We start from the raw sequence: 16,297 nt of genomic DNA on the forward strand, positions 1-16,297 counted from the left end.
GGTCAGCCGAGCTTTTCCAGCACCTTGTCCAGCGTGACCGGGAAGGACCGGAAGCGGTGCCCGGTCGCGTTGGCGATGGCGTTCACGATCGCGCCCGCCGTGCCGCACAGGGCAAGCTCGCCGATGCCCTTGGCCTGCATGGGATTGGCGAAGGGGTCGCGGTCGTCCATCAGCAGCTCGATGTCCATGTGCGGCACGTCGAGGTTCACGGGCACGTGGTATTCCGCCAGGTCCCGGTTCATGAAGCTGCCGTCGCGGGCATCGTGGAAGACCTCTTCGTGCAGGGCCTGGCCGATGCCGAAGATCATGCCGCCCATGCATTGCGAGCGCGCGGTCTTGGCGTTCAGGATACGCCCGGCGGCGAAGACGCCCGACAGGCGGCGGACATGGACCTCGCCCGTGACGCTGCTGACGGCGACCTCGCAGAACTCGGCCCCCCAGGAGGACTGGCGGTGCCCGTCCTCGGCCTTGCCCTTGCGGATCGTGCCGGTGCCCTGCAGGCTGTCGCCCGCCAGAACGTCGGCCAGGTCGCGCTGGCGGTTGCCGGCGATGACGGTGCCGTCCTTCAGGGTCAGCTCCTCCTCGTCGCAGCCCATCCGCTCGGCCAGCTTGCCCCGCAGCGCGCGCGCGGCCAGCATGACCGAGCTGCCCGAGGACGCCGCCCCGCGCGAGCCGCCCGAGCCGATGGAGGGCGGCAGGTCGCTGTCGCCCAGGACGGTCGTCACCCGCTCGGGCGGCAGGCCCAGCATCTCGGCCGCGATCTGGGTCAGCACCGAATAGCTGCCGGTGCCGATGTCGGTCATGTCGGTTTCCACCAGCGCCGTGCCGTCCGGGCGCAGCGTCACCCGCGCGGTCGAGTCGCCCAGCATGTTGACGCGGATGATCGCGCTCATCCCGAAGCCGATCAGCCATTCGCCCTCGCGGCGGCTGCCGGGCACCTTGGGCCGTTCGGACCAGCCGAAGCGTTCCGCGCCGATCCGGATGCAGTCGGCCAGCCGGTTGCTGCTGAAAGGCTTGCCCGTCGAGGGGTCCGTTTCGGGGATGTTGCGCAGCCGGAACTCGACCGGGTCGATGCCCGCGGCTTCGGACAGTTCGTCCATGGCCGCGTCGGTGACGGGCACGCCCACGGCCTCGCCCGGCGCGCGCATGGACCCCGCGCCGGTCAGGTTCAGCCGCCCGATGTAATGGCCGATCTCGCGGTTCTCGCCCGCCCAGGTGAACGAGGTCGCCTGCGTCACCGGTTCGCTGAAGTCCTCGCCGGGCAGGTTCGACACCCAGGCCTCGTGGCCGATGCCGGTCAGATGGCCGTCCGCGTCGCAGCACAGGCGCACGCGCTGGCGCGTCTCGCTGCGGCGGTGGGTGGCCTCGAAGACCTGCCGGCGGTGGAGCGCGATGGCGACGGGGCGGCCCAGCTTCTGCGCGGCGATGGCGGCGCCCACGCCCTCGTGCCCGATCCCCAGCTTGGAGCCGAAGCCTCCGCCCACGTAGCGCGACAGGATGCGGACCTTCTTGACACTGACCCCCAGCGCGTCGGCCAGCTCCTGCGCGTTGCTGTTCAGCATCTGGTAGCTGCCGCGCAGGGTCAGGCGGCCGTCCTCCCACCAGGCGACGGCGGCATGGGGCTCCATCGCGGCGTGGCTCATCGAGGGCGTGTCGTATTCCACGTCCACCGAGAAGGCGGCCTTCTTCATGGCGCGGTCCAGGTTCCCCTGCGAGGACTGCTTGGAGCGGGGCTCCTCGTATTTCGCCTGCGCGGGAAGGATCACGGCCTTGTGGCTGCTGTCCTTGTATTCGGCGCGGGCGGCCAGACCCGCGTCGCGGGCCTGTTCAAAGGTCTCGGCCACGACCAGCGCGATGGGCTGGCCCTTGTAGAAGATCTCGGCCGGGCCCTGATGGGGCGACTTGGCGTCCCCGCCCTGGGCCGGGTTGCGGATCATGCGGTCGTCGCGGATCACGGCCAGCACGCCCGGCATGGTCTGCAGTTCCTTCGTGTTCAGCCCCGTGACCCAGCCCTTGGCGATGTTGGCGCGCACGAACCAGCCATAGGCGGTGCCGGGGGGATGGTCCTCGTCGGCATAGCTTGCGGTGCCGCTGACCTTCAGCGGCCCTTCGGGTCGGTCCATGGGCGTGCTGATGACGCCCTGCGCCATGCGGTCCAGCAGGTCCTCCTGGTCGGGAAGATCCATCCGGTGGTCGAGCTTCAGTTCGATCGGTTCGGGCATCACTCGGTCTCCTGCACGGCCTCGGCCAGCACCGCCGCCAGCGTGCGGCGCAGCAGCGGGATCTTGAAATCGTTGTGGCCCTGGCCGCGCGCGCCTTCCAGCACGGCCTCGGCCGCGCGGGCGAACAGCTCGGGCGAAGGGGCCTGGCCCGTCAGCATCCGCTCGGCCGCGGGCGCGCGCCAGGGCTTGTGGGCGACATTGCCGAAGGCCAGCCGCACCCTGTCCATCCGGCCGGCGCGCATGGTCACGACGGCGGCGACGGATACCAGCGCGAAGGCATAGGACCGCCGGTCGCGCACCTTGCGATAGATCTGCCGCCCGCCCAGTGGCGCGGGCAGGCGCACGGACAGGATCATCTCGCCCGGTTGCAGTTCGGTGTCGAGGTCGGGGCGGTCGCCCGGCAGGCGGTGAAAGTCGGTGGCCGCGATCTCGCGCCGGCCGCCGGGGCCCTCGACCTCGACCACCGCGTCCAGCGCGCTCAGCGCGACGGCCATGTCGCCGGGATAGGTGGCGATGCAGTGGTCCGACGCGCCAAGGATCGCGTGGATGCGGTTCACCCCGCCGATGGCCCCGCAGCCCGAGCCCGGCACGCGCTTGTTGCAGGGCGCGTCCACGTCATAGAAGTAATAGCACCGCGTCCGCTGCATCAGGTTGCCGCCAGTGGTGGCGCGGTTGCGAAGCTGGGGACTGGCGCCCGCGAGGATCGCGCGGGACAGAAGCGGCCAGTCCTGCCGAACCGCCGGATGGGCGGCGAGGTCCGAGTTCCGCACCAGCGCCCCGATCCGCAGCCCCTCGCCGTCGCGCTCGACCCCGTCCAGCCCGACGTGGTTGATGTCGATCAGCCGCGCAGGCGTCTCGACCTGCAGCTTCATCAGGTCCAGCAGGTTCGTGCCGCCCGCGATAATGCGCGCGTCGGTCCCGATCGCGTCGGCGGGCGTTGCCGCGCGGGCATAGTCGAAGGCCTTCATGCCGCGCCCTCCGCCGCCTTGCCCGCCACTTCGCGGATCGCGTCCACGATGTTGGGATAACACGAGCAGCGGCAAAGGTTGCCCGACATGCGCTCGCGGATCTCGTCGTCGCTGAGGGCCGGGGACCCGAGGTCGCCCGTCACCTGGCTGGGCCAGCCCTGGCGCAGCTCCTCCAGCATGGCGGTGGCGGACATGATCTGGCCGGGCGTGCAATAGCCGCACTGGAAGCCGTCATGCCGGATGAAGGCCTGCTGCAGCGGCGCGAGGTCCCCGGGCGTGCCGATCCCCTCGATGGTGGTGATTTCGTCGCCCTCGTGCATGACCGCCAGCGTCAGGCAGGAATTGATCCGCCGCCCGTTCACGATCACCGTGCAGGCCCCGCACTGGCCGTGGTCGCAGCCCTTCTTGGTTCCCGTCAGGTCCAGCCGCTGCCGCAGCGCATCCAGAAGCGAGACCCTCGGGTCGTCGATTTCCAGGACATGGGGGGTCCCGTTGACGGTCAGGGTGACATCCATCCGTGGCTCTCCTTCGGCTGCGGGCGCGACAGGGAACAACCGTGGCGCGCCGCGTGTTCCGTGCCCATGAACAAGATTGCCCCCCGCATGGCCGAGGCCCTGCCGATCGCCACGCCTGCCGGGGCCGACCCGATGGGCGATCCGCTGTCCGCGCTGGCCGGCGGCGGCGTGCTGGCCGTCATCACCGGGGTGGAAGGCCCGCATTACCGCAACCCCGGCACGATCATGGCCTTCCCGGCGACCGGCGGCAGCGTCGGCCAGCTCAGTTCCGGCTGCATCGAGGCCGACCTTGCGCTGCACGCCCGCGAGGTGGCGGCGCAAGGCCGCGTGCGGCGGCTGCGCTATGGCAAGGGCTCGCCCTTCCGCGACCTCGTGCTGCCCTGCGGGGGCGGGCTGGACGTGGCGCTGGTGCCGGTCGAGGATCCCGCGCCGGTGCGGCAGGCGCTGGCCGCGCGGACGGCACGGCGCGACAGCCTTCTGGGGATCGACCTCGACCGGGGAACGGTGGCGCTGGACGGACCCGGCTTCGTGCTGCGCATCCTGCCGTCCACGCGCTTCCTGACCTGGGGGGCAGGGATCGAGGCGGTGACCTTTGCGGCGCTGGCCCATGCGGCGGGCTATCCCGCGGAACTCGCGACCCATGACGAGGCGACCGCCGCGACCGCCGCCGCGCAGGGCGTGGTGCTGCGCGCGGGCGGGCCGGGGGACGCCGACCCCTGGACGGCCGTGACGCTGTTCTACCACGATCACGACCGCGAACCGCCCGTTCTGGCCGAGGCGCTGGCCACCCCCGCCTTCTACGTGGGCGCGCAGGGCAGCCTGCGCAGCCACCGCGCCCGCGTCGAGGCGCTGCGCGGCATGGGCGTCCCCGAGGACGCCATCGCCCGCCTGCGTGGGCCCATCGGGCTGATCCCCTCGGCCCGCGACCCCCGCGTGCTGGCGGTGTCCGTGCTGGCCGAGATCCTGGCCGAGCGCGCGCAATGACCGGGGGACCGACTGTCGGCGTGCTGCTGGCCGCGGGCCATTCCCGCCGCTGGGGGCCGGACAACAAGCTGCTGGCCCCCTGGAACGGGCAGGCGCTGGTGGTCCGCGCCGGGGCGCTGCTGGCCCGCGCACCGGTGGACCTACGCGCGGTTGTCCTGCGCGACAAGCGGATCGCGGCGCTGCTGCCGGGACTGGAGCCGCTGGCGCCGGAGGACGAGGACCAGTCGGCCAGCCTGCGCGCGGCGGTGGCCTGGGCGCAGGGGCAGGGCGCCGCGCGGCTGCTGGTCCTACTGGGCGACATGCCCGCCCTGTCCGACGCCACGGTTGCCGCGCTGGTCGAGGGCTGCACCGCTGACCGCCCCTCGGCCGTCCTGCATCCGGACGGCCGCCCCGGCGCCCCCGCCTGCGTCCCGGCGTCCGCCTTTGCCGCGCTGTCGAAGCTGCGCGGCGATCAGGGCGCGGGCGTCCTTCTGGGGAATGCCGTGACGATCCCCGCCGCCCTGGCCGAGCTGGTGGACGTGGACCGGCCGCAGGACCTGTCGGCGGGCTGAACCGCGCGGGGAACATTCCGGGGCAGGGCGAGTTGCCTCTCGGTCCCTCAGCGGAAGTGGATCTCCCCATGAACGACCTGCCTGATTTCTCGCGCCGCGGCTTCATGCGGACATCCGCCCTCGGCCTCGGGGCCGGGATGGGGCTGGGCCTCGGCGGGCTCGAGGCCATGGCCCAGACCGCCGGCCGCGCCATCGGCAGCGGCCAGACCCCGCCCGCCGATCCGCTGGAGCGGCAGGCCGCCGGGCGCCCCGAGCCCGAACTGGACGCGACCCCGCGCCCCTCGCCCCCGGAACGGCGCGTGGGCTGGGCCGTCTGCGGCCTGGGCCATTTCGCTCAGAACTACGCCATTCCCGCGATCGGGCGCTCGGCCGAGGCCAAGCTGACGGGGCTGATCTCGGGCAGCCGCGACAAGGCGCTGGCGGTGGCCGGGGCCTGGGGCGTGCCCGAGACATCCGTTTACGACTACGGGATGCAGGGGCTGGCCGACAACGACGCGGTGGACGTGGTCTATGTCATCACCCCCAACGCCATCCACGAGGAGAACGTGATCGCCGCGCTGGAAGCGGGCAAGCACGTCTTCTGCGAAAAGCCCTTCGCCCATAACTCGGCCTCGGCGCAGCGGATGATGGACGCGGCCCGGGCCGCCGACCGCAGGATCATGATCGCCTATCGCGCCCATTTCGAGCCGAACAACACCGCCCTGAAGGAGATGGTGCAGAAGGGCGAGCTGGGCGACATCTGGTATGCGACCTCGGACCACCACCGCCCGCTGGACCCTGCGGTCGAGCGCGACCAGTGGCGGATGGTGCGCGACCTCGCGGGCGGCGGCTCGCTGATGGACATCGGGATCTATTCGCTGAACGGCCTGATCTGGCTGCTGGACGAGGTCCCCGAGCGGCTGGTCGCCACCACCTTCTCGCCTGAAACCCCCGACGGCCGCTTCGGCGAGATCGAGGCCATCGGGCAGGTGCAGCTGGTCTTTCCCTCGGGGCGGCGGGCCAGCATCTCGTCGGGCTATGTCGCCAACAAGAAGCGGATCGACCTCTGGGGGTCAGAGGCCGTGGCCGTTCTGGACCCCGCGACCGAATATTTCGGCAACCGCCTGACGCTGAGCACCGCCGAGGGGGACGAGATGCCCACCCCCTCGAAACCCAGCGAGCAGCAGTTCACGGGCGAGATCGACCATTTCAGCCAGGCGGTCCGCGACGGGGTCCCCATCCTGACCCCGGCCGAGATGGGCTTGCGCGACATGCACCTGCTGGAAGCGATCTATGTCTCGGCCGAGCGGGGCGAATGGGTCGAGGTGAACCCCGACGGCACCCTGCGCTGAGCCGCTGCCCCGGGAACGGCAGGCGGGGGGCGGGGGTTGAAGAACAGGGGGATGCCCCTTCGCATCCCGCTTCTGGAGGAGGACGCAGATGGCACAGGACCGCTATGACCGCGACGACTGGGGCCGGGGCGGCCGGGACCGGTCCCGCGACTGGATGGACAGGGCAGGGGACGAGGTCCGGTCCTGGTCCGGCGACCGGGACGCGGAACGCCGCCGCCACATGGACGAGGCGCGCGGCTACGGCATGATGGGCTTTGAACAGCGCGACGCCCGCTCTCGCGGCGATGACCGCGGCCCCTATGGCGGCCGTTTCCCCGACGGGCCGGGCTATGATCCGGGCTACGGGCGCAACTACGGCGCCCCCGATCCCGGCATGACGGGGCTGGGCATGGGTATGTCCAGCTATCCCCCGTCCTTCGGGATGGAGCACGAGCGGCGCAGCCAGGGCGGGGACGGCTGGCGCGGCGGCTCGGACGAGCGCGGGTTCTTCGAGCGCGCGGGCGACGAGATCGCGTCCTGGTTCGGCGACGAGGAGGCCAGCCGCCGGCGCGAGATGGACGCGGGCCATCGCGGCCGCGGCCCGCGCAACTACAGCCGCTCGGACGACCGCATCCGCGAGGACGTGAGCGAGCGGCTGACCGACGACCCCCAGCTGGATGCCACCGACATCGAGGTTTCGGTCAGCGGCGGCGAGATCACGCTGAGCGGCACGGTGGACAGCCGCTTCGCCAAGCGTCATGCCGAGGATCTGGCCGAAGGCTGCTCGGGCGTGCGGCACGTCCAGAACAACCTGCGCGTCACCGAGCGCCACCCCGACGCCGGCCGCATCGGCGGAAGCGGCCCCCTGCGGGAGTAAGCCCCGCCACCGGCCGCCGCCCCGCGCAAGGGGCGGCGGCCATGGCCGATCCCCCGGGGACCGGCATCCGAGGGACACAGGCACGGGGCGCGCGCGCGCATCCGGACAGACCTGCTGTCGGCCTGACTGAACCCCTGACCCCCTGGGTGCCATGGTCCCGCTGCTCGACCCCGATCCCTACATCCTTGTCCTGACCGGCGTGGGCTTCCTGATCGCGCTGGTGGCCTGGCTGCCGCTGGCGCTGCGGCGGCTGCCGCTGTCGCTGCCCATCGTCTGCATCGCCCTGGGGGCGGCGGTCTTCTCGCTGCCCGGTGCGCGGCTGGTGCCCTCGCCGCTGGACCACCCCGAGTTCACCGAACGCTTCGCCGAGTTCGTCGTCATCATCGCGCTGATGGGGGCGGGGCTGAAGCTCGACCGCCCCTTCGGCTGGCGCCGGTGGGAGGTCAGCTGGCGGCTGATCCTGGTGACCCTCCCCCTCAGTATCGCGGCCATTACCCTGCTGGCCGGGACATGGATGGGGCTGGCCTGGCCGGTCGCGCTGCTTCTGGCCGCCTCGCTGGCCCCGACCGACCCGGTGCTGGCCGCCGACGTGCAGGTCGGCCCGCCCCGGACCGGCGAGGAGGACGAGGTCCGCTTCGGCCTGACCTCGGAAGCGGGGATGAATGACGGCGCGGCCTTTCCCTTTGTCCACCTGGCCATCGCCCTGTCGCTGGCCGCCTCGACCGGAGAGCCCTGGGCCGCGAAATGGCTGACCTACAACGTCCTGTGGGAAATCGGCGCGGGCGTCGCGGGCGGCTGGCTGATCGGCCGCGCCTTCGGCTGGGTCACCTTCCGCATCCCGGCCGAGACCAAGCTGGCGCAGACCGGCGACGGGCTGATCGCGCTGTCGGCGACCTTCGTGTCCTACGGCCTGACCGAGATCATCCATTCCTACGGCTTCCTGTCGGTCTTCGTGACCGCGCTGACCTTCCGCGCCGCCCACCGCAGCCACGACTTCCACCGCGAGATGCATGACGTGACCGAGCAGGTCGAGCGGCTGGCGATGATGGTGCTGCTGCTGCTGTTCGGCGGCGCGCTGGCCAAGGGGCTGCTGTCGGGGCTCGCGCCGGGGGACGTGGCGGCGGCGCTGGTCATCCTGCTGGTGATCCGCCCCGCGACGGGCCTGCTGGGCCTTCTGGGGCTGCGGGCATCGGCCAGCGAGAAGCTGACCATCGCCTTCTTCGGCATCCGCGGCGTGGGCTCGATCTACTACCTGGCCTACGGGCTGAACCACATGGAGGCCGAGGGCGCCGAGCGGCTTTGGGCGATCGCGGGGCTGGTGATCCTGGTCTCGATCCTTCTGCACGGGCTGACGGTCACGCCGATCATGCGCCTGCTCGACCGCCGCCACGGCCGCGATCCCGATGCCGAGGACATCCCGCCCCCCGGCCTGCAGGGACCGGGCGCGGGCTGAGCGGGGGGACGCTTTCTGCCCCCGCCGGTCCTTTCGGGGGAACATGGCGCGCGCCCGGCCGTTGATACCCTGAACCGCCGCCGTCGCGCGGCACCACGCAGGGGAAAGCTCATGGCAAATGCAAGCAGCAAGAAGTTCGGCGCCGGGCAGCAGGACCAGGGCAAGGGCGACGGTTCGGGGGGCATGGCCCCGCTTGAGCCCGATGCCCCGCTGCCGACCGAGGTCCTGTCGAACCGCGACACCTCGCGCCATTCGGACCAGCGCGGGCTCGATTCCCGTCACGTCCAGAGCGAGCAGGGCCACGACAGCGTGGCCAGCCACGCGCCGGGGCAGGGCGAAGCGGGCGACGTGGACCGCGAGAAGCTGGCCGACGAGCGTCCCGAAAGCCGCACGGAGCAGGGGCAATGACCAGCAGCAAGCACCCGAAGACCGACAGCCCCTCGGACGCCGACCTGCGGCGCGATCCCGGCATCGGCAGCTCGAAGGGCGCGACCGGCTCGGACCCCGAGCTGGAGGGCGAGAACACCTTTGAAGGGGACGTGATGAACGACACCACCCCCGAAGGCGGCATCGACCCGAACCAGCGCGGCCGCGAGAACAAGTGACACCCGGTCCCGCGCCCCTTTCCGGGCGCGGCGGCCCCTTGGGAAAGGAGACCCGCATGAGCGGCGACAAGACCCACCAGCAGCAGCGCCAGATCATCGAAGGGCGCGTGGACACCAGCAACGCGGACAAGGACTTCGACCCGCGGCCCTACCTGAACGCCTCGAAAGAGGTGCGCGACCGGATCGTGGAAACCGACCTGCCTCGGAACCCGACGCCGCTGGCCAGCGACGACGGCAACCCGATGCTGCGCGGCGAGAACCAGGAAAGCCAGCACAACAAGCGCAGCGGCCAGCCCGAGGACCAGGACAACGGCTGAACGCCCGCGCCGCGCCCTGGGGCGGCCCGCAGGGTGACGCCTCGGGGCGGCAGGAACGCCGACGTCCGGCGCGCGACCCTGACCGGATCACCGGGATTCGTGCCGAGCGATTCCCCTATCCGGCAGGGGTGCAATGGCGCGAATTGGACCTGACTATTTTGGCAACTGTTTCGCCCGCTCGCCTCGGGCTATGTTGTCTTCAGTTAAAGAGTTCGCCGGTTCGGGCAGTTTTCAAAGTACCAACGAGGGACCGAACCATCCCTCGTTTATACCCCCAAATGCATTCCGGTCCGGGCGGCCTGCCACCCGCTGGCAGGCAAATTATTGCAGCGCATTCAGGCAGTTCGGCCTCGGTCGTCGGCTGATGGCGTTGATCCCGTGGCAGGGTTCCGCATGCGGAATGTTTCCAATGGAAATTACCGACATCGGGTTTTCTGCCAGTAACTCTTCACCGCTTGCTTATGCCCTTGCCTGACAGGCAGGACACGTGCCTGCCGAAAGAATCCGGCTCCAAACTCATCAGGCTTGAAGCCGGAACAGGACCCTCGCGGCGAAAGCGCCACGAGCGGTCCAAGGTTCAGGTCCCGCTCAGGCCCTGGCCCCGGCCACCTGGACAGGGGCGTTGCGCATTCCCAGGCGTGCGAACAGGTCCGCGTCCTGCCACGAGGCCGGGTTGTCCGTGGTCAGCAGCACGTCCCCCACGAAGATCGAGTTGGCGCCGGCAAGGAAGCACAGGGCCTGAAGCTCGTCGCTCATCCCCGTACGCCCCGCCGACAGCCGCACCACGCTTTCCGGCATCAGGATGCGCGCCAGCGCCACGGCGCGGACCAGGGAAAAGGGGTCCACCGGCCGCGCCACCGCCTCGACCGGCGTGCCCTCGATGGGCTGCCACAGGTTGATCGGCACGCTTTCGGGATGGCGCGGCAGGGTGGCCAGGGTGACCAGCATGGCGATGCGGTCCTCCTCGTCCTCGCCCATGCCGAGGATGCCGCCGCAGCAGACCCGGATGCCGCCTTCGCGCACGTGGTCCAGCGTTTCCAGCCGGTCCTCCATCGTCCGGGTGGTGGCGATGCGGGCGTAGTGGCCGGGCGAGGTGTCGATGTTGTGGTTGTAGAAGTCGAGCCCCGCTTCCTTCAGCCGCGCCACCTGCGGGGGCGACAGCATGCCCAGAGTCATGCAGGTCTCCATCCCCAGGGCGCGGACGCCCCGGACCATGGCGCAAAGGGCGTCGAGGTCGCGATTCTTCGGGCTGCGCCATGCCGCCCCCATGCAGAAGCGCTGCGCACCGGCCAGCCGGGCCTTGCGGGCCGCGGCAAGGACGGCCTCGACATCCATCAGCCTGGTCGCCTTGACGCCCGTGTCGTGATGGGCGCTTTGCGAGCAATAGCCGCAGTCCTCGGGGCAGCCGCCGGTCTTGATGCTCAGCAGGCTGGCCTGTTCCACCACGGTCGGATCGAAATGCGCCCGGTGGACGGTCTGCGCCCGGTGCATGAGGTCGGCGAAGGGCAGGGCATGGATGGCGCGCGCTTCCTCGAGCGTCCAGTCGGTGCGGATCATGCGGAACGGCCCTTGCGCAGGCGGTCCCAGCCACCGGCAAGCAGCGCCGCCACGCCGAGCTTCAGAAGATCCCCCGTGACGAAGGGCAGGACACCTGCGGCCAGCACCTTGTCCGCCGGCAGGAAGGCGGCCAGCCATGCGGCCCCGGCGGCATAGGTGACCGCAAGCCCCGCCAGCATGGCCAGCAGGCGCCGCAGGGTTCCGCCGCCCGCCGCGAGCCACCCGGTCACCCCCGCCGCAACCAGGAAGCCCAGCAGATAGCCGCCGGTGGGTCCGGCCATGTAGGCCAGCCCGATCCCGCGCTCGGGCGAGCCCGAGAACACGGGCAGCCCGGCCGCACCGGCGGCCAGGTAGGTGGCCATTGCGCCCATGGCGACGCGGGGGCCGCCGATAAGGGCGATCATCATCACCGCAAGCGTATGCAGGGTCATCGGCACCGGCCAGAAGGGCACCTGCACCTTGGCCGCGAGGGTGATGAGTGCGGCAAGGCCCAGCATCGTCGCGCCCTGCAGGAAAATGCTGCGCCGGCCGTGGCTGGCAGACAGTGCGTCAGTCGTCATCATGGATCTCCCGATTGGTTTATCTATGACTAGGAACAACGCCTCCTGCCGTCCAAGTAGGATTATAGATAATCAGCCGACAATTGCGGGCCTCACGATCCCGCGGCGCGCGCTGCGTCCGCCGATGCGGCCGACATGCTTGGACAGGATCATGCAGGCGACATCCGTCTGCCGCCGGCGCAAGGCGGCCAGAATGGCGCGGTGCTCGTGATCGGTCGAGGCTTCCCAGTCGCTGCGCCAGGCCGCGAACAGGAAGCGCGCGCTGGCCATGTACAAGCCGTCGATCGTGGACAGCAGTCGGGGCATGGCACAGGGGGTCAGGATCAGGCGGTGGAAACGCCGGTTGGCGGCTTCCCATTCGCGGACATCCTGCGCGGAATCAGCAGCTTCCGCCGCCTCTTCGGCCGCCGACAGCACGTCCGCGCCCATGTTCGGCGCCGCGTGGCGAAGAGCCAGCGCCTCGAGCGAGGCACGCATGGCCGCGACCTCGTGCAGCTCCTCGACATCGAAGGAGGTGACGCGGACACCCCGGCGCGGCTCGCTGACGGCGAGGCCCTGCGCCTCGAGCTGCCGGAAGGCTTCGCGGACCGGGACATGGCTGGCGCCGAACTCCTGCGCGACATGATCCTGCCGCAGGCGCGCGCCCGGCCGCAGGGCGCCGGTGATGATGCGGTCGGCCAGGGTTGCAGCAATCTGCATGGCCAGGGTATGTCTGGGCTGGTTTTCCATCTTTTATAGATAAACCGCGGGCCCGCGAGCGTCCACTGTCGTTCGGGCTGTTCTTGCAAGGCCCTATGGGGAAGCCCGATCATGCCGGCGCGCGATCCGGCCCTGCCCTGCAGGGCGAGGCCTTCAATACCCCAGGCTGTCCCGCAGGTTCTGCTCGACCGTCCGCAGATGCGTGCGCATCGCGTCCGCCGCCGCCTGGCCGTCGCGCGCGGCGACGGCTTCCACGATGCGGTCGTGCTGCTCGAAGCTGTGGTGGTCGCGCGGAGGGCGGCCGGGGTTGTCGCGGCGGCGGCCCCAGGTCACGGCGCGGCGGACCGTCGTCATCGTGTCGAGCAGGCCCAGCAGCAGCGAGTTCTGGGTCGCCTCGCCCAGGGCGCGGTGCAGGCGGTTGTCGTGATGCTCGTACTGGCGCCAGGTGGGCGCCCCGCGGCATTTCTGGGCGCAGGCGCGCAGGTCGTTGATCTGCGCCCCCGTGGCATTCGCGGCCGCGAGGCGCGCGATCTCGGGTTCAAAGGCAAGGCGGGCCGCCATGACCTCGGTCGGGTTCGTCCGCAGGACCAGCGCGTTGATCTCGCTCATGCTGTTGATGGGCCGCTCGCCCATGAAGGTGCCCTTGCCGACATGGCGCCACACGACCCCCTCGCCCTGCAGGGCGGCAAGCGCCTTGCGCAGCACCGTGCGGCCCATGTCGAGCGTTTCGGCAAGTTCCCGTTCGGACGGAAGGCGGCCGTCGTCGCCGAGATCGGCGGTCTCGAGATAGGCCCGCAGTTTATCCAGAGGGGAAGCATGAAGCGGCTGCATCTTTGAACCAATCCTGTGATTGGTTCATACTTTACGCGCAGCAGCGGAATGTCAAGTTGTTCGAATCAGACAAAATTATCACTCATCATCAACTATTTATTCTTGAACGCCAGCAACCCGGCGGGTGAGTTACCTCAAGATCGTTGACGCACCATTGCGGTCAATACAATGATTGGTTCCATACCGGGCTTGGAGGAGCCCGTTCCTGGGGAGGAGAGAAGATGGGTTTTCTTGCTGACAGGATGCGGCGGCGGGTGGCCGTGTCCGCACTTGCGCTGGTCGCGGCCCTGCCGGCTGCGGCTTCCGCCGATCCGATGCGCATCGCCTTCGGCGATATCGCCACCATCGAGACCCTTGGGCTGCTCATTGCGATCGAGCGGGCGAAGGAGCAGGGGGTCGAGGTCGAGCCGACCTTCCTGAAAAGCGAGGACATCGCGGCGCAGGCGGTGGTCAGCGGACAGGCGGACATCGGCATCGGCGGCCCCTATGCGCTGCTGCAGAAGGTCAAGGCGGCGATCCGGATCTTCCTGCAGCTGAGCGAACTGCAGATGTATCCGGTGGTCAACACCGAGTTCTACAAGGACTGGGCCGACCTGGACGGGCAGGAGATCGCCGTCCACTCGCGCGGCTCGGGCACCGAGGCGATCATGCAGATGATGGCCGACAGGCACGGCATCGAATATTCCAGCATCGCCTATGTGCCGGGGGCCGAGGTGCGGACGGGCGCTCTGCTGCAGGGCAACGTCAAGGCGACCATCGTCGATTCCTCGGGCAAGCGCGTGCTCGAGGCCGAGGCGCCGGACCGCTTCGCCTTCCTGCCGCTGGACGGGGTCGAGGCCACGGACGAGGCGATGTTCGCCAACACCTCCTATCTGGCCGAGAACCCCGAGGACGTGGCGAAGCTTGTCGAGGCGGTCGTGACGACCTGGCGCGAGATCGCGGCCGACCCGTCCGCCGCGGTCAGGCTGCGCGAGCAGTACAACCTGCTGCCCGACGCCACCCCCGAGATGCTGGCCGAGATCGAGCCCTATTACGCGGGAATGAAGGATGCCCTGCCGCTGAACGGCGGCGGCGAGGAGGCCGCGCGCAGCGACTTTGCCTTCTACACCGCCTCGGGTGCGCTGGAAGGCAAGCCCGAGGACCTGAAGGTAGAGGACTTCTGGGATCTTTCCGTTCTGAACGGCGCGCTCGGCAAGCTCGGGACGCAGTGAGATGAGCGTCATGTCACAGGATGTGAAGGTGGTGGCCCCCGCGGCCACCACGGGACAGGCGCTGCGCCTGTTTGCCGAACGGCGCAGGTCCTTCTGGGTCGTCCTTTCGCTGCTGGTGCTGTTCACGGCCTGGGAGATCGCGGGCCGCGTCCCGATCAGCTTCGCCTTTCCCACCTTTCTCGACACGCTGGCCGCCTTCTTCGAGATGGTCGCGGACGGCTCGATGATCCGGGCCTTCTTCCTGACGCTGCAACCGCTGGTGCTGGGCGTCGCCATCTCGGCGCTGCTGGGGATCGCGCTGGGGATCGTGATGGGGCTGTCGGACCGGCTGGAATGGCTGCTCGCCCCGGTCTTCATCGTGCTGCAGGCCGCGCCCATGGCGGCGCTGGTGCCGCTGGTGACCTTTGTCTACGGCATCGGGCTGGTCGCCAAGACGCTGGCCGTCATCATGCTGGCGCTGCCGGTGATCGTGCTGAACTCGTACAAGGCGGTGCGGCACGTGAACCCCTCGCTGGTGGACATGTGCCGGTCCTTCCAGGGCACGCGGCGCCAGCAGATCTTCAAGATCATCATCCCCGACGCGTCGCCCGTCCTGTTCGCGGGCCTGCGCCTGGGGGTGGCCGCCGGCTTCATCGGCGTCATGCTGGCCGAACTGCTGATCACCCCCACGGGGATCGGCGACCTGATCACCTATCACCGCTCGGTCGCCAACTACGCGCACATGTATGCGGCCGTCACCGCCATCATCGCGGCGTCCACCGTGACGCTGGCCCTGCTGCAGTGGTTCGAGACCAACGTCATGCGCCCCGAAAAGAGGAGGAGCTGAGATGACCGTCACCGCACTCGCGGCCGACACCTTCGATCCCGCTAGCGTCGTCACCCACGATCCGGTCGTGCGGGTCGAGGCGATCTGCAAGCATTACGGCAGCACCGAGGCGCTGCGGAACATCGACCTGCAGTTCGAGCGCGGCAAGCTGACGACGCTGCTGGGCCCGTCGGGCTGCGGCAAGACCACGCTGCTGAAGATCATCGCAGGCCTGGTGCCCGCGACCTCGGGGCAGATCGTCGTGAACGGCCGCGCCGTCACGGGGCCGGGACCGGAGCGCGCCTTCGTCTTCCAGGACTTCGCGCTGATGCCCTGGGCCACGGTCCTGCGCAACGTGGGCTTCGGGCTGGAACTGAAGGGCATGGCCGCGGCCGAGCGCAACCGCATCGCGCGGCGCTACATCGAGGAGGTCGGGCTTCAGGGCTTCGAGGACAAGTATCCGCACGAGCTGTCGGGGGGCATGCGCCAGCGCGTCGGCATCGCCCGCGCCTTCGCGGTGAACGCCGACGTGCTGCTGCTGGATGAGCCCTTCTCGGCCGTGGACGAACAGAACCGCCGCAAGTTCCAGGAGGACCTGCTGCGGCTGGTCGAGATGGAGCGCAAGACCTTCATCTTCGTCACCCATTCGATCGAGGAGGCGGTCTATGTCTCGGACCGGATCGTGCTGCTGTCGCCGCGGCCGGGCCGCGTGTCGAACATCATCGACCCCCGGATCGACCGCACCGCCAACCCCGACGACATCCGGCGCGACCCAGGCTATCTCGACGTGGTCGAGGAGATCTGGCAGGGCCTGCGCCATTATGCGGAGTGA

The 16,297-nt window shown here is 69.9% G+C and carries 18 protein-coding genes; 11 read left to right on the top strand and 7 right to left on the bottom strand.

Annotated features, from left to right (window positions below; translation table 11 throughout):
- Positions 1–2: 2 nt before the first annotated feature.
- The 3 genes from BLQ03_RS13175 to BLQ03_RS13185 are packed head-to-tail and all read right to left on the bottom strand — an operon-like array spanning position 3 to position 3,705.
- Positions 3–2,222 (bottom strand): xanthine dehydrogenase family protein molybdopterin-binding subunit, encoded by a 2,220-nt coding sequence (locus BLQ03_RS13175; RefSeq protein WP_090756793.1) that lies wholly within the window; start codon positions 2,220–2,222, stop codon positions 3–5.
- The gene (locus tag BLQ03_RS13180) at positions 2,222–3,190 is read right to left on the bottom strand and encodes an FAD binding domain-containing protein (protein ID WP_090756794.1); all 969 of its coding nucleotides are present in this window, start codon (positions 3,188–3,190) and stop codon (positions 2,222–2,224) included. Before BLQ03_RS13180 ends, BLQ03_RS13175 begins: the two co-directional genes overlap by 1 nt.
- Positions 3,187–3,705 carry a 2Fe-2S iron-sulfur cluster-binding protein gene (locus tag BLQ03_RS13185; protein WP_090756795.1) on the bottom strand — a complete coding sequence of 173 codons (519 nt, stop codon included), beginning with the start codon at positions 3,703–3,705 and terminating at the stop codon, positions 3,187–3,189. The genes BLQ03_RS13180 and BLQ03_RS13185 overlap by 4 nt, the downstream gene beginning before the upstream one ends.
- Before the next feature lie 66 nt (positions 3,706–3,771).
- Here BLQ03_RS13185 and BLQ03_RS13190 point away from each other — a divergent pair, with 66 nt between their 5' ends.
- The 8 genes from BLQ03_RS13190 to BLQ03_RS13225 all read left to right on the top strand — a co-directional run bounded on the left by BLQ03_RS13190 (position 3,772) and on the right by BLQ03_RS13225 (position 9,802).
- Positions 3,772–4,689 carry an XdhC family protein gene (locus BLQ03_RS13190; RefSeq protein ID WP_245688904.1) on the top strand — a complete coding sequence of 306 codons (918 nt, stop codon included), beginning with the start codon at positions 3,772–3,774 and terminating at the stop codon, positions 4,687–4,689.
- Entirely contained in the window at positions 4,686–5,240 is a 555-nt protein-coding gene (locus tag BLQ03_RS13195) for a nucleotidyltransferase family protein (protein WP_090756796.1), read from the top strand. Before BLQ03_RS13190 ends, BLQ03_RS13195 begins: the two co-directional genes overlap by 4 nt.
- 68 nt (positions 5,241–5,308) lie before the next feature.
- Positions 5,309–6,571 carry a Gfo/Idh/MocA family protein gene (locus tag BLQ03_RS13200; protein WP_090756797.1) on the top strand — a complete coding sequence of 421 codons (1,263 nt, stop codon included), beginning with the start codon at positions 5,309–5,311 and terminating at the stop codon, positions 6,569–6,571.
- A gap of 88 nt (positions 6,572–6,659) precedes the next feature.
- A complete protein-coding gene (locus BLQ03_RS13205) occupies positions 6,660–7,427 on the top strand; it encodes a BON domain-containing protein (RefSeq protein ID WP_090756798.1) in 768 nt (255 codons plus the stop codon).
- Between the two features lie 151 nt (positions 7,428–7,578).
- Positions 7,579–8,880 (top strand): cation:proton antiporter, encoded by a 1,302-nt coding sequence (locus BLQ03_RS13210; RefSeq protein ID WP_090756799.1) that lies wholly within the window; start codon positions 7,579–7,581, stop codon positions 8,878–8,880.
- 111 nt (positions 8,881–8,991) lie between these two features.
- Complete coding sequence (locus BLQ03_RS13215; RefSeq protein ID WP_217629750.1) at positions 8,992–9,288, top strand: hypothetical protein; 297 nt, start codon at positions 8,992–8,994, stop codon at positions 9,286–9,288.
- Complete coding sequence (locus BLQ03_RS13220; protein WP_090756800.1) at positions 9,285–9,485, top strand: hypothetical protein; 201 nt, start codon at positions 9,285–9,287, stop codon at positions 9,483–9,485. The genes BLQ03_RS13215 and BLQ03_RS13220 overlap by 4 nt, the downstream gene beginning before the upstream one ends.
- 56 nt (positions 9,486–9,541) lie before the next feature.
- Positions 9,542–9,802, top strand: coding sequence for a hypothetical protein (locus BLQ03_RS13225; RefSeq protein ID WP_090756801.1), 261 nt, complete (start codon positions 9,542–9,544; stop codon positions 9,800–9,802).
- A gap of 588 nt (positions 9,803–10,390) precedes the next feature.
- Here BLQ03_RS13225 and bioB read toward each other — a convergent pair.
- The 4 genes from bioB to BLQ03_RS13245 all read right to left on the bottom strand — a co-directional run bounded on the left by bioB (position 10,391) and on the right by BLQ03_RS13245 (position 13,449).
- A complete protein-coding gene (gene bioB / locus BLQ03_RS13230) occupies positions 10,391–11,359 on the bottom strand; it encodes a biotin synthase BioB (protein ID WP_090756802.1) in 969 nt (322 codons plus the stop codon).
- A complete protein-coding gene (locus tag BLQ03_RS13235; RefSeq protein ID WP_245688906.1) occupies positions 11,356–11,922 on the bottom strand; it encodes a biotin transporter BioY in 567 nt (188 codons plus the stop codon). The genes bioB and BLQ03_RS13235 overlap by 4 nt, the downstream gene beginning before the upstream one ends.
- Before the next feature lie 69 nt (positions 11,923–11,991).
- Positions 11,992–12,648 carry a GntR family transcriptional regulator gene (locus BLQ03_RS13240; protein WP_090756803.1) on the bottom strand — a complete coding sequence of 219 codons (657 nt, stop codon included), beginning with the start codon at positions 12,646–12,648 and terminating at the stop codon, positions 11,992–11,994.
- 123 nt (positions 12,649–12,771) lie between these two features.
- On the bottom strand, positions 12,772–13,449 hold the full coding sequence (locus tag BLQ03_RS13245; RefSeq protein ID WP_090756804.1) for a FadR/GntR family transcriptional regulator: 678 nt from the start codon (positions 13,447–13,449) through the stop codon (positions 12,772–12,774).
- A 221-nt stretch (positions 13,450–13,670) separates the two neighbouring features.
- Here BLQ03_RS13245 and BLQ03_RS13250 point away from each other — a divergent pair, with 221 nt between their 5' ends.
- From BLQ03_RS13250 to BLQ03_RS13260, 3 genes are read left to right on the top strand one after another with little or no spacing between them, the layout of a single operon-like run.
- Entirely contained in the window at positions 13,671–14,660 is a 990-nt protein-coding gene (locus BLQ03_RS13250; protein WP_090756805.1) for an ABC transporter substrate-binding protein, read from the top strand.
- 10 nt (positions 14,661–14,670) lie between these two features.
- Positions 14,671–15,486, top strand: coding sequence for an ABC transporter permease (locus BLQ03_RS13255; protein ID WP_217629751.1), 816 nt, complete (start codon positions 14,671–14,673; stop codon positions 15,484–15,486).
- 1 nt (position 15,487) lies between these two features.
- The gene (locus BLQ03_RS13260; protein ID WP_090756807.1) at positions 15,488–16,297 is read left to right on the top strand and encodes an ABC transporter ATP-binding protein; all 810 of its coding nucleotides are present in this window, start codon (positions 15,488–15,490) and stop codon (positions 16,295–16,297) included.

Origin of the sequence: Paracoccus chinensis (genome assembly GCF_900102885.1) — a bacterium.
Lineage (GTDB): Bacteria > Pseudomonadota > Alphaproteobacteria > Rhodobacterales > Rhodobacteraceae > Paracoccus > Paracoccus chinensis.

Bases quoted from the DNA above. Each gene is read 5' to 3' on its own strand.
- BLQ03_RS13175 (WP_090756793.1), bottom strand. From the start codon at position 2,222: ATGCCCGAACCGATCGAACTGAAGCTCGACCACCGGATGGATCTTCCC.
- BLQ03_RS13180 (WP_090756794.1), bottom strand. From the start codon at position 3,190: ATGAAGGCCTTCGACTATGCCCGCGCGGCAACGCCCGCCGACGCGATC.
- BLQ03_RS13185 (WP_090756795.1), bottom strand. From the start codon at position 3,705: ATGGATGTCACCCTGACCGTCAACGGGACCCCCCATGTCCTGGAAATC.
- BLQ03_RS13190 (WP_245688904.1), top strand. From the start codon at position 3,772: ATGAACAAGATTGCCCCCCGCATGGCCGAGGCCCTGCCGATCGCCACG.
- BLQ03_RS13195 (WP_090756796.1), top strand. From the start codon at position 4,686: ATGACCGGGGGACCGACTGTCGGCGTGCTGCTGGCCGCGGGCCATTCC.
- BLQ03_RS13200 (WP_090756797.1), top strand. From the start codon at position 5,309: ATGAACGACCTGCCTGATTTCTCGCGCCGCGGCTTCATGCGGACATCC.
- BLQ03_RS13205 (WP_090756798.1), top strand. From the start codon at position 6,660: ATGGCACAGGACCGCTATGACCGCGACGACTGGGGCCGGGGCGGCCGG.
- BLQ03_RS13210 (WP_090756799.1), top strand. From the start codon at position 7,579: ATGGTCCCGCTGCTCGACCCCGATCCCTACATCCTTGTCCTGACCGGC.
- BLQ03_RS13215 (WP_217629750.1), top strand. From the start codon at position 8,992: ATGGCAAATGCAAGCAGCAAGAAGTTCGGCGCCGGGCAGCAGGACCAG.
- BLQ03_RS13220 (WP_090756800.1), top strand. From the start codon at position 9,285: ATGACCAGCAGCAAGCACCCGAAGACCGACAGCCCCTCGGACGCCGAC.
- BLQ03_RS13225 (WP_090756801.1), top strand. From the start codon at position 9,542: ATGAGCGGCGACAAGACCCACCAGCAGCAGCGCCAGATCATCGAAGGG.
- bioB (WP_090756802.1), bottom strand. From the start codon at position 11,359: ATGATCCGCACCGACTGGACGCTCGAGGAAGCGCGCGCCATCCATGCC.
- BLQ03_RS13235 (WP_245688906.1), bottom strand. From the start codon at position 11,922: ATGATGACGACTGACGCACTGTCTGCCAGCCACGGCCGGCGCAGCATT.
- BLQ03_RS13240 (WP_090756803.1), bottom strand. From the start codon at position 12,648: ATGGAAAACCAGCCCAGACATACCCTGGCCATGCAGATTGCTGCAACC.
- BLQ03_RS13245 (WP_090756804.1), bottom strand. From the start codon at position 13,449: ATGCAGCCGCTTCATGCTTCCCCTCTGGATAAACTGCGGGCCTATCTC.
- BLQ03_RS13250 (WP_090756805.1), top strand. From the start codon at position 13,671: ATGGGTTTTCTTGCTGACAGGATGCGGCGGCGGGTGGCCGTGTCCGCA.
- BLQ03_RS13255 (WP_217629751.1), top strand. From the start codon at position 14,671: ATGTCACAGGATGTGAAGGTGGTGGCCCCCGCGGCCACCACGGGACAG.
- BLQ03_RS13260 (WP_090756807.1), top strand. From the start codon at position 15,488: ATGACCGTCACCGCACTCGCGGCCGACACCTTCGATCCCGCTAGCGTC.